Annotated in this window: 10 protein-coding genes; 1 reads left to right on the top strand and 9 read right to left on the bottom strand. The window is 68.3% G+C overall.

The window, feature by feature from the left end:
* Positions 1-14: 14 nt before the first annotated feature.
* The 9 genes from MAA44156_RS19580 to MAA44156_RS19620 all read right to left on the bottom strand — a co-directional run bounded on the left by MAA44156_RS19580 (position 15) and on the right by MAA44156_RS19620 (position 15729).
* Complete coding sequence (locus MAA44156_RS19580) at positions 15-782, bottom strand: crotonase/enoyl-CoA hydratase family protein (RefSeq protein WP_003873545.1); 768 nt, start codon at positions 780-782, stop codon at positions 15-17.
* A complete protein-coding gene (locus MAA44156_RS19585) occupies positions 779-1498 on the bottom strand; it encodes a PaaX family transcriptional regulator C-terminal domain-containing protein (RefSeq protein ID WP_009979123.1) in 720 nt (239 codons plus the stop codon). The genes MAA44156_RS19580 and MAA44156_RS19585 overlap by 4 nt, the downstream gene beginning before the upstream one ends.
* Positions 1499-1500: 2 nt before the next feature.
* Positions 1501-2439, bottom strand: coding sequence for a crotonase/enoyl-CoA hydratase family protein (locus tag MAA44156_RS19590; RefSeq protein WP_009979124.1), 939 nt, complete (start codon positions 2437-2439; stop codon positions 1501-1503).
* A 61-nt stretch (positions 2440-2500) separates the two neighbouring features.
* Positions 2501-4129 carry an acyl-CoA dehydrogenase family protein gene (locus tag MAA44156_RS19595; protein ID WP_009979125.1) on the bottom strand — a complete coding sequence of 543 codons (1629 nt, stop codon included), beginning with the start codon at positions 4127-4129 and terminating at the stop codon, positions 2501-2503.
* A gap of 60 nt (positions 4130-4189) precedes the next feature.
* A complete protein-coding gene (locus MAA44156_RS19600; RefSeq protein WP_009979127.1) occupies positions 4190-4945 on the bottom strand; it encodes a deoxyribonuclease IV in 756 nt (251 codons plus the stop codon).
* Positions 4946-5141: 196 nt separating this feature from the next.
* A complete protein-coding gene (locus MAA44156_RS19605) occupies positions 5142-9092 on the bottom strand; it encodes a DNA-directed RNA polymerase subunit beta' (protein WP_009979128.1) in 3951 nt (1316 codons plus the stop codon).
* 44 nt (positions 9093-9136) lie between these two features.
* Positions 9137-12646, bottom strand: coding sequence for a DNA-directed RNA polymerase subunit beta (rpoB, locus tag MAA44156_RS19610; protein WP_085988274.1), 3510 nt, complete (start codon positions 12644-12646; stop codon positions 9137-9139).
* A 395-nt stretch (positions 12647-13041) separates the two neighbouring features.
* Positions 13042-14052, bottom strand: a complete 1011-nt coding sequence (locus tag MAA44156_RS19615) for an ABC transporter ATP-binding protein (protein ID WP_003873552.1) — start codon at positions 14050-14052, stop codon at positions 13042-13044.
* Between the two features lie 171 nt (positions 14053-14223).
* Positions 14224-15729 (bottom strand): carotenoid oxygenase family protein, encoded by a 1506-nt coding sequence (locus tag MAA44156_RS19620; RefSeq protein ID WP_009979131.1) that lies wholly within the window; start codon positions 15727-15729, stop codon positions 14224-14226.
* 69 nt (positions 15730-15798) lie between these two features.
* Here MAA44156_RS19620 and MAA44156_RS19625 point away from each other — a divergent pair, with 69 nt between their 5' ends.
* Positions 15799-16482, top strand: a complete 684-nt coding sequence (locus tag MAA44156_RS19625; protein ID WP_009979132.1) for a TetR/AcrR family transcriptional regulator — start codon at positions 15799-15801, stop codon at positions 16480-16482.
* The last annotated feature ends 54 nt before the right edge of the window (positions 16483-16536 follow it).

Here is a 16536-nt window from a genome sequence, read left to right on the forward strand (position 1 = left end):
CCCTCAGCCGGCCCTCAAACCGCGGAGGCGCCGTGCCGTCCCGCGCCCGCGGCGAACCGGCCGGCGCCCTCGTTGGCCTCGGCGGCCACCCGGGAGATGCTGGCGAATTCGAAGTCGAGGGCCTCGGATTCCGTTGCGCCCCACTGATGTAGCGCCGAGAGCCGGTCCGAGCGCAGGCACTGCTGCGGCAGCGCGGCCAGTTGCGCCGCCAATTCCTCGGCCGCCCGGCGCGATTGACCTTTGGGGACAACGCGATTCGCCAGGCCGATGGCCTGGGCTTCGTCGGCGGCCACGGCGCGGCCGGTGAGGATCATGTCCATCGCGCGGCTGTGCCCGATCAGCCGCGGCAGCCGCACCGTGCCGCCGTCGATCAGCGGGACCCCCCAGCGCCGGCAGAACACCCCGAACACGGCGTCCTGCTCGACCACCCGCAGGTCACACCAGATGGCTAGCTCCAGACCGCCGGCGACCGCGTAGCCGCTGACCGCGGCGATGACCGGTTTGGACAGCACCATCCGGGTCGGGCCCATCGGGCCGGGGCCACTCCGGTGCACGGCGTTGGCCTCGGGCGTGCCGAACGCCTTCAAATCTGCTCCGGCGCAGAATGTTCCGCCCTCGCCCCACAGCACGGCCACCGACGCGGAGTCGTCGCGGTCGAACTCCTCGAACGCCGCGTACAGCGCGGCCGCCGTCGGGCCGTTGACCGCGTTGCGCGCCGCCGGCCGGTTGATGATCACCGTGGTGACCGGGCCGTTGCGTTCGATTCGCACCGGATCGCTCATGTCGCCTCCGCAAATAGTGGGTCGCGCCGCGCCATCAGCTCCGCGGCGAAGTCGTGGTAGGCCGCCCGCAGCCGGGTGCCGGGCCAGTCCGGGGGCAGCAGTTCGTCGGGCAGCACCGGGTCGGTGAGTAGGTGCCGGACCATCGCCGCGGCCACCACGAAACGGCCGGGAACGTCTGGCGCCGCGGCCATCTCGTCGAGCAGCCGATGCCCGGCCCGGGCCCAGCCGGGCAGGTCCCACAGCCGCCCCGCCAGGTCGGCGGGGTCGTCGTCGCGGGCGGTGATCACCCGCGCCCGGTCGGTGACGTCCGGTCCGAGCTGGGTGTCGATATTGTCCGGGCGCATCCACACGCCCTCGCGCAGTTCACCGAACCGCTTGTCGTGCATGGCATTTCGCAGCGCAGCGCGGGTACGCGCGTCGTCGCCCACGCTGGTCACGATCAGCGTGACCCACTGCCCGCGCCAGGGACGGACCTTGGGGTCGATGGCGTCGTCCTGTCGCCGCTGGCGCGCGAGCAGGCGATCCGAGAGCCGGTAGCCGTCGGCCGAGCGGATCAGGTCGCCGGCATTCACCATCCGGGTCAGCGCCACCCGCAGTGTCGACTCCTTGATGCCGAAATCGGAAGTGAGCCTGACCAATTCGCTGGCCCGGGCGTGCGCGGGGTGCGCACCGAGCAGCACGCTGAGCACCACCGACCGCGCTGTCAGATCCGGCATCGCTACACCTGCGAGGCTTGCCGGCCGTGGTCGCCGAACGGTTCGTCGCGATGCCGCACCGCCTCACGGAATCCGTGCTTCACGGCGTCGGCGACGAAGGCGTGGCCCTCCGGGGTGTGCCGGGCGACGCCGTCGAACACCGTGCTGACCATCCGGCTGGTGGCCACCCCCTGTTGCAGCAGAGCGGAATTCAGCGCGAGCTTGACCATGATCAGCTGGTTGACCGGCACCGCCGCGATCCGCTGCACCAGCCGCTCGGTGCGCTCGTCGAGATCGGCCGGATCGGGCGCCTCGACGGCCAGACCCCATTCGGCGGCTTGCGCGCCGGTGATGCAATCGCCGGTGAACAGCAGCCGCTTGGCGCGCTGATCGCCCAGCCGGTGCGCCCACAGGCCGGCGGCCGGCACGCCCCACACCCGCGTCGGCGGGTAGCCGATCTTGGCGTCGGCGGCGGCGATCACCTGGTCGGCGTGCAGCGCGATGTCGGTGCCGCCGGCCACGCAGTAGCCGTGGATCTTGACCACCGTCGGTTTGTCGGCGTGCATCAGGGAGGAGAAGCCCCGCACGAAACGGCTCATCATCTGATAGTCGATCATCGGGTCCCACGGCTGATCGGGTAAATGGTTGACCGCCTGGGTTTTTCCGTCCAGCACGGTGCCCGCGTAGGCACCGGTCCCGCCGGCCGAGCCGGTGCGATCGGCGTAGGCGCTCAGGTCGAAGCCCGCGCAGAAACCCGCGCCGCGGCCGGAGACCAGGATGACGTGCACGTTGGGATCCAGGTCGGCCCGCTCCACCAGCGCGGAGAGCTCCAGCGGGGTATCCGCGACGATCGCGTTGCCCTTCTCAGGGCGGTTGAAGGTGATCCGGGCAACCCGGTCGGTGACCTCATAGGTCATCGTTTTCAGGTTGTCGAAGTCGACCGGCCTGATCGCGTGAGTCATCGGCGCCGCTCCTCCCCATCGCCGTGCTCTGCATCGTCGTCGGCGCAAGTCATGTTGTGGTTCAGCCCTTTACCAGGGCCCGCTCGAGGATGGCCGCTAGATCCAGCCCGTCGGGCATGGTGCCGAAGGCGCCTCCCCACCGGCGGTCCAGCCGGGTGGTCAGGAACGCCTCGGCGACGGCCGGATGGCCGTGGCGCACCAGCAGCGAGCCCTGCAGCGCCAGGCAGATGTCCTCGGCCACCTTGCGGGCCCTGTACTGGATGGTGTCCAGCTCGGCCAGGTCGGCCCGCAGCCGGTCGACGTGGCCGCCCAGGCGCGGATCCTGACCGGCGGCCTCGGCGAGTTCGTCGAACAGCACCTCGACGCATTCCGGGCGAGTTGCCATGGCGCGCAACGTGTCCAGCGCGCTGACATTGCCCGAGCCCTCCCAGATGCCCATCAGCGGCGCCTCCCGGTACAGCCGCGGCATGCCCGAGTCCTCGACGTAGCCGTTGCCGCCCAGGCATTCCAGCGCCTCGGCGGCGTGCGGGGTGGAACGCTTGCACACCCAGTACTTGCTGGCGGCCAGGCCGATGCGGCGCAGCAGGGCCTCGCGCTGATCGCCGCGCACCGCCTTGTCGGTGGCGCCCGCCATCCGCATCGCGACCATGGTCGCGGCCTCGGCCTCGACGGCCAGATCGGCCAGCACGTTGCGCATCAACGGTTGGTCAATCAGGTAGGCGCCGAACGCCTTTCGGTGCTGGGCGTGGTAGATCGCGCGGGTCAGGCCGGTGCGCATGCTGGTGGCGCTGCCCAGCGTGCAGTCCAGCCGGGTCAGGTTCACCATCTCGATGATGGTCGGCACGCCGCGGCCCTCCTCGCCGACCAGCCAGGCGACGGCGCCGTCATATTCGACCTCGCTGGACGCGTTGGCGTGGTTGCCGAGCTTGTCCTTGAGCCGCTGCAGGAACATCCGGTTGCGGGTGCCGTCGGGCAGCACCCGCGGCAGCAGGAAGCAAGACAGCCCGCCGGGCGCCTGGGCCAGCACCAGGAAGATGTCGCACATCGGCGCCGAGGTGAACCACTTGTGGCCGGTCAGGCGGTAGGAGCCGTCGCCGTTCGGCACGGCCTGGGTGGTGCCGGCGCGCACGTCGGAGCCGCCCTGCTTCTCGGTCATCGACATGCCCGCGGTGATCCCGGGTTTTGTGGTGGCCACCCTGAGTTCCGGGTCGTATTCGCGGCTGGTCAGCAGCGGCTCGTACACCTTGGCCAGCTCGGGGTTGAAGCGCAGCGCGGGCACCACGGCATAGGTCATCGAGATCGGGCAGACGTGTCCCGGCTCGACCGTCCACACCGAGGTCTTGGCGGCGCGGACGACGTGCGCCCCCGGCCGGTCGTCGGCCCACGGCGCGGCGTGCAGGCCGTGGGCGATCGCGGTACGCATCAGCTCGTGGTAGGCCGGGTCGTACTCGACCTCGTCGACGCGGTAGCCGTTGCGGTCGTGGGTGTGCAGGATGGGCCGGTTGCGGTCGGCGAGCTCGCCCCAGCGCTGCGCCTGGCGGCTGGCCGACAACGCCCCCACCTCGTTGACCTCGTCCAGGCCCCACTGCCCACCCTCGCGGATCAGGGCCTCGACGAGCACCGGGGAGCCGGCGGGGTTGTAGTTGTCCAGGGGTGGCACCTGGTTGGTGACGACATGCGTGTCCGACATGCCACCAATGTTACATTTTCTCGACAGTTGCACAAGAGGTGTAACAGCGCGCCGCGGTGCTCAGCTCTTGGTGTGCTCCCGCAGGAAGGCGATGTCGTCCTTGCGGCCCTCGTCGGCGGTTTCGCAGATCACCGGCGCGTCGGCGGCCTTGACCACGGTGACCAGCAGGTCGGGGTCGATCTGGCCGGTGCCGAAGTTGGCGTGTCGGTCGGCCCCTGAGCCCGCCGCGTCCCGGGAGTCGTTGCAGTGCACCAAATCGATGCGCCCGGTCAGCGCCTTGATCCGGTCCACGGCGTCGATCAGCGCCTCACCCGCGGCCCAGGCGTGGCAGGTGTCCAGGCAGAAGCCAATCCCCTTGTCGCCGATGCGATCCCACAACCGGCCGATGGTGTCGAAGTGGCGGGCCATCGCGTGGTCGCCGCCGGCGGTGTTCTCCAGATACACCTGCACGTCGGTTTCCAGGTAGTCGAGCGCCTTCACCCAGCGTTCGAAACCGGCCTCCATGTCGTTGTCGTCGGCGTGGCCGCCGTGCACGATGACGGCCGTGGCGTTGATCTCCGCGGCGGCGTCGCAGGTGTCCTGCAGGATCTTGCGCGACGGGATCCGCACGCGGTTGTTCGCCGAGGCGACGTTGATGAGATACGGCGCGTGCACGTACAGCGGCACGCTCGACGCCTTGAGCGCCTCGGCGTCGTCGCGGGGTTGGGGTTTCTTCCAGCTCTGCGGGTTGGAGAGGAAGAACTGCACCGCGTCTGCGCCGTCCGCCTGCGCGGCGGCCAGCGGGTCGTCGTTGCGGACGTGTGAACCGATGAGCACGTCGGCCAGTCTAGTGAGATGCCCCGACGCCCGGCGACGCCCGCGAGCCCGGCGACGCCCGCGAGCCCGGCGACGCCCGCCGAGCGTGAAGGTAGTTTCACGCTGGGCGCCGAGCGTGAAGTTAATTTCACGCTCGGCGGAAAGGCCGGGCGGCACGAAAAAGCCCCCGCACACGGCGGGGGCTTTTTCGCACTGACTAGCGGTAGTCGCTGTAGCCGTAGTCGTCCAGCGGCACCGCGGCGCCGGTGGCCTGGCCGAAGTCCGGGCTGTAGTACTGATCCTCGTAGGACGGGATCGTGTACGCGGCGGCCCGGGCCTCCTCGGTCGGCTGCACCTGGATGTTGCGGTACCGGTTGATCCCGGTACCGGCCGGGATCAGCTTCCCGATGATCACGTTCTCCTTCAGACCGTTGAGCTTGTCGCTGCGGCAGTTGATCGCCGCGTCGGTCAGCACTCGCGTGGTCTCCTGGAACGACGCCGCGCTCAGCCACGAGTCGGTGGCGAGGCTCGCCTTCGTGATACCCATCAGCACCGGACGCCCGGCGGCGGGCTCGCCGCCCTCGGCCACCACCCGGCGGTTCTCCGCCTCGAACTCCGCGCGGTCGATCAGCGAGCCGGGCAGGAACTCCGTCGAGCCCGAGTCGATGATGGTGACGCGGCGCAGCATCTGGCGAACGATCACCTCGATGTGCTTGTCGTGGATCGACACACCCTGCGCGCGGTAGACCTCCTGGACCTCGCGGACCAAGTGGATCTGCACCTCGCGCGGGCCCTGCACACGCAGCACCTCATGCGGGTCGGCCGAGCCTTCCATCAGCTGCTGGCCCACCTCGACGTGGTCGCCGTCGGAGAGCACCCGCTCGGAGCCGTCCTCGTGCTTGAACACGCGCAGCCGCTGCCGCTTGGACAGCTTGTCGTACACGACCTCCTCGCTGCCGTCGTCGGGAACGATGGTGATCTTGTAGAACCGCTCACCGTCCTCGAGCCGCACCCGGCCGGTGACGTCGGCGATCGGCGCCTTACCGCGCGGGATGCGGGCCTCGAACAGCTCCTGCACCCGGGGCAGACCGCCCGTGATGTCCTCACCGACACCACCCTGGTGGAAGGTACGCATGGTCAGCTGGGTACCGGGCTCACCGATGGACTGGGCGGCGACGATGCCGACGGCCTCGCCGATGTCGACCAGCTTCCCGGTGGCCATCGACCGGCCGTAGCAGATCGCGCACACGCCGGTGCCCGTGGTGCAGGTCAGCACCGAGCGCACCTTGACCGACGTGATGCCGGCCGCCAGCAGGGCGTCGATCTCCGGGTCACCGAGGTCCTCGCCGCGGGCGACGATGACGTTGCCGGCCTCGTCGACCGCGTCGGTGCCCAAAGTCCGTGCGTACGCCGAGGTTTCGATGTACGGGTCACGGATCAGGGTGCCGTCGGGCTGACGCTCGGCCAGTTCGACGACGATGCCCCGCTCGGTCTCGCAGTCGTGCTCGCGCACGATGACGTCTTGGCTGACGTCCACCAGACGACGGGTCAGATAACCCGAGTCGGCGGTACGCAACGCGGTGTCCGCCAAGCCCTTTCGAGCGCCGTGCGTGTTGATGAAGTACTCCAGCACGGTCAGGCCCTCGCGGAACGACGACTTGACCGGACGCGGGATGAACTCACCCTTCGGGTTGGTCACCAGACCCTTCATGCCGGCCAGCGTCCGGGTCTGGGTGAAGTTACCGGTGGCGCCCGAGTCGACGATCGTGATGATCGGGTTGTCGGCCGGGTAGTGCTCGCGCAGCGCCTGACCGACCTCGTCGGTGGCTTCCTTCCAGATCTCCACCAGCGCCTCGTTGCGCTCGTCGTGGTTCAAAGCACCACGCTGGAACTGCTTTTCGACCTTCTCGGCCCGCTCCTCGTACTGGTCGAGGATCTCCTTCTTGCGCGGCGGAACCAAGACGCCGGCCATCGACACGGTGACACCGCTGCGGGTCGCCCAGTAGAAGCCGGCGTCCTTGAGCTTGTCCACGGTCTGCGCGACGACGATCATCGGGTAGCGCTCGGCCAGGTCGTTGATGATCGACGCCTGCACCTTCTTGTGCATCTGCTTGTTCACGAACGGGTAGCCCACCGGCAGCAGCTCGTTGAACAGCACCCGGCCCAGCGTGGTCTCGGCCATCCAGGCGTCGCCCGGCTGCCAGCCGTTGGCACCGAACAGCTCGGCCTCGATCTCGGCAGGCGGACGCAACTGGGTCAGCCGCACCTTGATCTTGGCCCGCACCGAGAGCACCCCGCGGTCGGCGGCCATGATGGCCTCGGCCGGCGAGGAGTACACGCCCACCTCGGGGGTGTCCTTGGCCGCGGGCCGGTACTCGCCCTTGTCGCCTTCGACCTCGGTGGTCAGGTAGTACAGCCCGGTCACCATGTCCAGTCGCGGCATGGCCAGCGGGCGGCCCGACGCGGGCGACAGGATGTTGTTGGACGACAGCATCAGGATGCGGGCCTCGGCCTGCGCCTCGGCGCTCAACGGCAGGTGCACCGCCATCTGGTCACCGTCGAAGTCGGCGTTGAACGCCTCACACACCAACGGGTGCAGCTGAATTGCCTTGCCCTCCACCAGCATCGGCTCGAAGGCCTGGATGCCCAACCGGTGCAGCGTGGGCGCGCGGTTCAGCAGCACCGGGTGCTCGGCGATGACCTCTTCCAGCACGTCCCACACCTGCGGACGCTGGCGCTCCACCATCCGCTTGGCGCTCTTGATGTTCTGCGCGTGGTTGAGGTCGACCAGCCGCTTCATCACGAACGGCTTGAACAGCTCGAGCGCCATCAGCTTGGGCAGGCCGCACTGGTGCAGCTTGAGCTGCGGGCCGACCACGATGACCGAACGGCCCGAGTAGTCGACGCGCTTACCGAGCAGGTTCTGCCGGAACCGGCCCTGCTTGCCCTTGAGCAGGTCGCTCAACGACTTCAGCGGGCGGTTGCCCGGCCCGGTGACCGGGCGGCCGCGGCGGCCGTTGTCGAACAGCGCGTCGACGGACTCCTGCAGCATCCGCTTCTCGTTGTTGACGATGATCTCGGGCGCGCCGAGGTCGATCAGCCTCTTGAGCCGGTTGTTGCGGTTGATCACCCGGCGGTACAGGTCGTTGAGGTCGCTGGTGGCGAACCGGCCACCGTCGAGCTGCACCATCGGGCGCAGCTCCGGCGGGATCACCGGGACGGCGTCGAGCACCATGCCCATCGGCGAGTTGCCGCTCTGTTGGAACGCGGCGACCACCTTGAGCCGCTTGAGGGCGCGAAGCTTCTTCTGCCCCTTGCCGTTTCGGATGACGTCACGCAGCTGCTCGGCCTCGGCGTCGATGTCGAAGTTCTCGATGAGCTTCTGGATCGACTCCGCGCCCATGGCGCCGGTGAAGTACTCGCCGTAACGGTCGACCAGCTCGCGGTAGAGGTTCTCGTCGACGATCAGCTGCTTGGGGGCCAGCTTGGTGAAGGTGTTCCAGATGTCCTCCAGCCGGTCCAGCTCGCGCTGGGCGCGGTCGCGGATCTGGCGCATCTCCCGCTCGCCGCTGTCGCGGACCTTGCGCCGCGCGTCGGCCTTGGCGCCCTCGGCCTCCAGCTCGGCCAGGTCGGCCTCCAGCTTCTGGGCGCGCGCCTCCAGGTCGGCGTCGCGCTGGTCCTCGACGGCCTTGCGCTCCACCATCATCTCGGCCTCGAGGGTGGAGAGCTCGTTGTGCCGCATCTCCTCGTCGACGGACGTGATCACGTACGCGGCGAAGTAGATGATCTTCTCGAGGTCCTTGGGCGCCAGGTCGAGCAGGTAGCCCAATCGCGACGGCACGCCCTTGAAGTACCAGATGTGCGTGACGGGCGCGGCCAACTCGATGTGGCCCATGCGCTCGCGGCGCACCTTGGCGCGGGTCACCTCGACGCCGCAGCGCTCACAGATGATGCCCTTGAAGCGCACGCGCTTGTACTTGCCGCAGTAGCACTCCCAGTCGCGAGTCGGTCCGAAGATCTTCTCGCAGAACAGGCCGTCCTTCTCCGGCTTGAGCGTGCGGTAGTTGATGGTCTCCGGCTTCTTGACCTCGCCGTACGACCATTGCCTGATGTCCTCCGCGGTGGCCAGACCGATCCGGAGTTCATCGAAGAAGTTGACGTCGAGCACGTAACTCCCTTTCCCCTTGCGGGTTTGGTTAGTGAAAAAGTTGGTTAAGCCAGGTCCTCGACGGACGCGGATTCGTTGCGGGACAAGTTGATTCCCAGGTTCGCCGCGGCCCGCTCCAGGTCCTCGTCCTCGCCTTCGCGCAGCTCGATCGCCGCGCCGTCGGAGGAGAGCACCTCGACGTTGAGGCACAGCGACTGCAGCTCCTTGAGCAACACCTTGAAGGACTCGGGGATACCCGGCTCCGGGATGTTCTCGCCCTTGACGATCGCCTCGTACACCTTGACCCGGCCGACCGTGTCGTCGGACTTGATGGTCAACAGCTCCTGCAGCGTGTACGCCGCGCCGTAGGCCTGCATGGCCCAGCACTCCATCTCACCGAAGCGCTGGCCACCGAACTGCGCCTTACCGCCCAGCGGCTGCTGGGTGATCATCGAGTACGGGCCGGTGGAGCGGGCGTGGATCTTGTCGTCCACCAGGTGGTGCAGCTTCATGATGTACATGTAGCCGACGGTCACCGGGTACGGGAACGGCTCCCCGGACCGGCCGTCGAACAGCACCGCCTTGCCGTCGCCGTCCACCATGACCTCGCCGTCGCGGTTGGGCAGCGTGCACGACAGCATGCCGGCCAGCTCCTCTTCCTTGGCGCCGTCGAACACCGGTGTCGACACGATCTGGTTCGGCTGTGCGTGCCGCAGCTCCTCGGGCAGGTTGACCGCCCACTCGGGATTGCCGTCGATGTTCCACCCGGACTTGGCCACCCACCCCAGGTGGGTCTCCAGGATCTGGCCGATGTTCATCCGTCGCGGCACACCGTGGGTGTTCAGGATGATGTCCACCGGCGTGCCGTCCGGCAGGAACGGCATGTCCTCCTGCGGCAGGATCTTGCCGATGACGCCCTTGTTGCCGTGCCGGCCGGCGAGCTTGTCACCGTCGGAGATCTTGCGCTTCTGGGCCACGTAGACGCGGACCAGCTCGTTGACCCCGGCGGGCAGCTCGTCGTCGTCCTCGCGGGAGAACACCCGGATGCCGATGACCTTGCCGGACTCGCCGTGCGGCACCTTCAGCGAGGTGTCGCGGACCTCGCGGGCCTTCTCGCCGAAGATGGCGCGCAGCAGCCGCTCCTCCGGCGTCAGCTCGGTCTCCCCCTTCGGGGTGACCTTGCCGACCAGGATGTCGCCGTCGCGGACCTCGGCGCCGATGCGCACGATGCCGCGCTCGTCGAGGTCGGCCAGCACCTCGTCGGAGACGTTCGGGATGTCCCGGGTGATCTCCTCGGCGCCCAGCTTGGTGTCGCGGGCGTCGATCTCGTGCTCCTCGATGTGGATGGACGTCAACACGTCCTCCTCAACCAGCCGGTTGGAGAGGATGATCGCGTCCTCGTAGTTGTGGCCCTCCCACGGCATGATCGCCACGAGCAGGTTCTTGCCCAACGCCATCTCGCCGTTCTCGGTGCACGGACCGTCGGCGATGACCTGGCCGGCCTCGACCCGGTCGCCGGCGTCGACGATCGGGCTCTGGTTGGCGCAGGTGCCGTGGTTGGACCGCTCGAACTTGCGCATCCGGTAGGTGTGCCGGGTGCCGTCGTCGGCCATCACGGTGATGTAGTCGGCGGAGACCTCCTCGATCACCCCGGACTTCTCGGCGACGACGACGTCGCCGGCGTCGATCGCGGCGCGCAGCTCCATGCCGGTGCCCACCAGCGGCGCCTCGCTGCGCACCAGCGGAACCGCCTGGCGCTGCATGTTGGCGCCCATCAGGGCACGGTTGGCGTCGTCGTGCTCGAGGAACGGGATCATCGCGGTGGCCACCGACACCATCTGGCGCGGCGACACGTCCATGTAGTCCACCTCGGACGAGGGCACGTACTCGACCTCGCCCGCCTTGCGGCGGACCAGCACCCGGGCCTCGGCGAACCGGCCCTTGCCGTCGATCGGCGAGTTGGCCTGCGCCACCACGTGGCGGTCCTCCTCGTCGGCGGTCAGGTAGTGGATCTCGTCGGTGACCACGCCGTCGACCACCTTGCGGTACGGCGTCTCGATGAACCCGAACGGGTTGACCCGCGCGTACACCGACAGCGAGCCGATCAGACCGATGTTGGGACCCTCCGGGGTCTCGATCGGGCACATCCGGCCGTAGTGGGACGGGTGCACGTCGCGGACCTCCAGCCCGGCCCGCTCCCGGGACAGACCACCCGGGCCCAGCGCCGACAGGCGGCGCTTGTGGGTGAGCCCCGACAGCGGGTTGTTCTGGTCCATGAACTGGGACAGCTGGCTGGTGCCGAAGAACTCCTTGATCGCCGCCACGACGGGACGGATGTTGATCAGGGTCTGCGGCGTGATGGCCTCGACGTCCTGGGTGGTCATCCGCTCGCGGACGACGCGCTCCATCCGGGACATGCCGACCCGGATCTGGTTCTGGATCAGCTCACCGACGGTGCGCAGCCGGCGGTTGCCGAAGTGGTCGATGTCGTCGGTCTCCACCGGCACCTCGATGCCGCCGGGGACGGTCATCGTGGGCTGACCCTCGTGCAGGCGCACCAGGTACTCGATGGTGGCGACGACGTCTTCCTCGGTCAGCGTCGAGCTGGTGATCGGCTCACCGGCGTGCAGGCCGAGCTTCTTGTTGACCTTGTAGCGGCCCACCCGGGCCAGGTCGTAGCGCTTCTCCTTGAAGAACAGGTTCTCCAGCAGGGTCTGCGCGGACTCCTTGGTCGGCGGCTCGCCCGGGCGCAGCTTGCGGTAGATGTCCAGCAGCGCCTCGTCGGTGCCGGCGGTGTTGTCCTTCTCCAGCGTCGACATCATGATCTCGGAGAAGCCGAACCGCTCGGTGATCTGCTCGTTGGTCCAACCCAGCGCCTTGAGCAGCACGGTGACCGGCTGGCGGCGCTTGCGGTCGATGCGCACGCCGACGGTGTCGCGCTTGTCGACGTCGAACTCCAGCCAGGCGCCGCGGCTGGGGATCACCTTGACGCTGTGCAGCGTCTTCTCGGTGGACTTGTCGATGGTCTCGTCGAAGTACACGCCCGGCGAGCGGACCAGCTGGCTGACCACCACGCGCTCGGTCCCGTTGATGATGAAGGTGCCCTTCTCGGTCATCATCGGGAAGTCGCCCATGAACACCGTCTGGCTCTTGATCTCGCCGGTGTTGTTGTTGATGAACTCGGCCGTGACGAACAGCGGGGCCGCGTACGTCATGTCCTTGTCTTTGCACTCGTCGACCGGCGCCTTGACCTCGTCGAAGCGGGGGTCGGAGAAAGACAGCGACATCGAGCCCGAGAAGTCCTCGATCGGCGACAGCTCGTCGAGCACCTCTTCCAGCCCGCCCTTGGGCTCCGCGTCGCCGCGGGCGATCGCGGCCTCACGCCACCGTGGCGCGCCGATCAGCCACTCGAAGGAGTCGATCTGCACGTCCAGCAGGCCGGGAACCTCGAGCGGTTCGCGCAGCTTGGCGAAGGAAACTCGGTTGGGCGCTCCGGGCACGGAGCCGTTCAAGGAACTTGATCCGTTTGAGGAACTTTGTGGGCGATCCGTCTTGCTCTGGCGGAAATCTGCCAAGATGCATCCTTCCAGCACCTCGTGCGACTCACGAAGGCCGGGGCCACCGGCTGCGTTCGCCGCGAATTGTGTCGGTTCGGCCGGCAAACGAACTGTCCGGATCTCACGCGCGCAACTAAAGAACTAAGCCACATCAAGGGGCTCAGGCTTAGACCACGGTGTCAAGTGGCGGGTGAGGTGGGCAGGAGGTAGCCAGCGCAACGTCCAACAATAGCGCAGGGCGGCGCATTCCTCAACTGTCCAGCACAAGCAATCCAGGGACATCGGCGCTGGCTGGCGTCTCGAGTTTCCGCTGGATACATGCTGCCCAACAGACTGGCCCGTTTACGGCCCGTCGTCAAGAGGGCGGGCCGCCAAGTTACGCGAAGTTATCGCGAACTTTCGGGCCGGCCGCGCTAGTCGCCGACCTCGTGTGCCCGGTACTTGTGGGTGCCCTCCAGGTCGTCGAGGATCGCCGCCTGCGCCTTCTGCGGCAGGGTGTGCAGGATCTCGCGCACCCGGGCCTGGCGCCGGGCGACGGCCTTGCGCTCCGGCATGCCCGGCGAGGCGACGATCTGGGGCGGCACGCCCTCGATCTCCTCCACACCGCCGGCGTGCTGACCGGCCTCCAGCGCGGCCTGCTCTTCGGCCATGGTGGCCTCGTCCTTCTCCTCGGACATGCCGATCGGCCCGATGCGGCGGCCGTTGAGGAACTGCTTGACCACGGGCTCGTCGCTGGTCAGCAGCACTTCGCGGGGGCCGAACATGACCAGCTTGCGGCGGAACAGCATGCCCATGTTGTCCGGCACGGTGCGGGCGATGTTGATGTTGTGCGTGACGATCAGGACGGTGGCGTCGATCTGGGCGTTGATGTCGAGGATCAGCTGGCTCAGGTAGGCGGTGCGCACCGGGTCCAGACCGGAGTCCGGCTCGTCGCACAGGATGATCTGCGGGTCCATCACCAGGGCGCGGGCCAGGCTGGCGCGCTTGCGCATACCGCCGGAGATCTCGCCGGGGAACTTCTTCTCGTCGCCGCCCAGACCCACCAGTTCCAGCTTCTCCATGACGATGTCACGGATCTCGCTTTCCTTCTTCTTGGTGTGCTCGCGCAGCGGGAAGGCGGCGTTGTCGAACAGGTTCATCGAACCGAACAGGGCGCCGTCCTGGAACATCACGCCGAACAGGGTGCGGATCTCGTAGAGCTCCTTGGCCGAGCACTGCAGGATGTCGGTGCCGTCGATGACCACCGAGCCGCGCTCGGGGCGCAGCAGACCGATCAGCGATTTCAGGAACACCGATTTGCCGGTACCCGACGGCCCCAGCAGCACGCTGACCTCCCCGGCGGGGATTTCCAGGGTCACGTCCTCCCAAATTCGTGACGATCCGAAGGACTTCGTGAGGCCGTTCACCTCAATAGCGACACCCATGGGAGATCCTTCCGTCGACGCTCATGCCCGCCACCTGCCCTTTTCTGTGGCATGAGTCACTGTAGCGCACGCCTGCCACACGGCATCAGGGTTGCGCGGCACCGCCGTGCAAATTTGGCCGTCCGGAGATCACCCGGAACCGCGCGCGGCACAACTTATTTGACGCACGTGTTAGCCAGCGGGCACCCAGTTGCCGTGGAAGCCCATCGGGACCCGCTGCGGCAGGTGCACGGTCGCCACCTGCTCGAGACTCTGGGCGTCCAGCAACACCAGCTGGCCTTCGTCGCGGCCGCGGTGATAGCCGAAGCCCATCAGGATGCCGTCGTCCTCCGCGCCGTCTTGGCCGCCGGCCGGGTTCGGCACGAAGCACATCTCGCCGATCAAAAGGTCGGGGTCCAGCGGCGCGACCCGGCGCGAGCCGGTGGCGTAGTCGTGCTTGTACAGGCCGGTGGACATCTCCGAGGCGCCGTCGGACAGGTAGCCGCCGTCGGTGCCGACGGTGTAGCCGAAGCGGTGCCGCCGGCCCAGCAGGGCCTCGTTGATCCGGGGGAACTCCTGCGGGCGGTCGTCGCGCAGCTCGCTGCCGACCGCCCCGGTCGCCAGGTTGACGGTCCAGCGGTCCAGCGTCGGGCGGGTGTCGCCGGGACCGCGCAGGTCGCGGTCGAACATCCGCGAGTAGCGCACCACGTCGAGCACCAAAACCTTTGCGCCGTCACGTATTTCGGAGTAGGCGTTGAGCGGGTGGTAGACGTAGCAGGGCTCGATGTCGAACCACCGAACCTCGTCGTTACCGCCGTCGCGGGGCATGACACCCAGCCGCGCCGGGTAGGCGTCGTTCCACCGGTAGGGCATCCGGTGCAGCGGCTGCCGATTGCGGTTCATCGCCGTGGCCATCGGGCCGGGCAGCTGCACCCGCCCGAGCAGCGACTGCACGACCAGCCGCGCCGGTGCGCTCAGCCAGCGCGGCACGTCGGCCGGCATCACCTGGACGGGGTCGAACGTCACCGGCAGGTCGTAGATCACCACGTACTCGTCGGTGAGCGAGAAGTCGTGCATCATCGGCGACCCGCTCACCTCGATGTCGACGGTGCGCCGCGCGCGCCCGGCGGTGTCGATCACCGAGTACTGCACGCGGCGCCCTCGCCCGAACGAGTAGGAGACGGCGTGCAATTCGCCGGTACGGGGGTCGCGGTGCGGGTGGGCGGTGTAGCCGCCGAACAGGGTTCCGTCGAAGTCGCAGGTGCCGACGGTGTCCAGGTCCTCAGTGAGCCGGTAGTTGGCGCCGCCCCCTTCGACCAGGGCCAGCGTCTGCCCGGCGTGGCCGAGCACGTTGGTGTTGGGTCCGACGGACAGCATTCCGGCGCGCGGGTCCAGCCCGCCGGGCGCGGGCTCGCCGAGCGCGGCGCACACGTGCGCGGTGCGCACCCAGCGGTTGCGATACCAGCGGGCCCGCCCGTCGCGCAGCGCCACGCCGTGGACCATCCCGTCGCCGCTGAACCAGTGGTAGGTCGCGGGATCGACCTCGGCGACCGGGTTGGGGCCGTTGCGCAGGTAGCGCCCGTCGAGGTGGTCGGGAATGCGTCCGGTGACGGGCAGGTCGAACGCGGTGACTTCGGCGCGCACCGGCGCCAGGAAGCCGTCCAGATAGGGATTGGCGACGGTGCGCGTGGAGGTCATGCCTGCTCCTATAACATTGATATGACGCTGTTATTGCGACGGTACGCCGGGGAAGGGACGATCGCAACGATGACTTCGCAACCAGCCCCGCAGCGCAACGTCCGCGACGGCATGCTCGCCGCGGCCGTGGCGCTGCTGCACGAGCACGGTCCCGACGCGCTGCAGACCCGCAAGGTCGCCGGGGCGGCGGGCACCTCGACGATGGCGGTGTACACCCATTTCGGCGGGATGCGCGGGCTGATCGCCGAGGTGGCCGAGGAGGGGCTGCGGCAGTTCGACGCCGCGCTGACGGTGCCGCCGACCGACGACCCGGTCGCGGACCTGTTCGTGATCGGCGCGGCCTACCGGCGCTACGCGATCAAACATCGGCACATGTATCGGCTGATGTTCGGCAGCACCAGCGCGCACGGCATCAACGCGCCCGCCCACAACGTGCTGACGCTGACGGTGGCCGAGATCGAGCAGAACTACCCCAGCTTCGCGCACGTGGTGCGCGCGGTACACCGGTGCATGCGGGCCGGGCGGATCACCGCCGGCTCGGCCGACGACGACGGCGCGGTGGTGGCGACGGCGGCCCAGTTCTGGGCGTCCATCCACGGGTTCGTGATGCTCGAGCTGGCCGGCTACTGCGGCGACGACGGCTCGGCGGTGCTGCCGGTGCTCGGCTCGATGACCTCGAATCTGCTTGTCGCTCTTGGCGATTCACCCAAGCGGGTGTCGCAGTCGATGCGCTCAGCGATGCTCGGGAGCTGAGCACACGAAACCCCCGGGGCCTGCACGGGCAGGCGTCCCGGGGGTATCGCGCGA

The sequence above is a fragment of the Mycobacterium avium subsp. avium genome (assembly GCF_009741445.1).
GTDB lineage: Bacteria > Actinomycetota > Actinomycetes > Mycobacteriales > Mycobacteriaceae > Mycobacterium > Mycobacterium avium.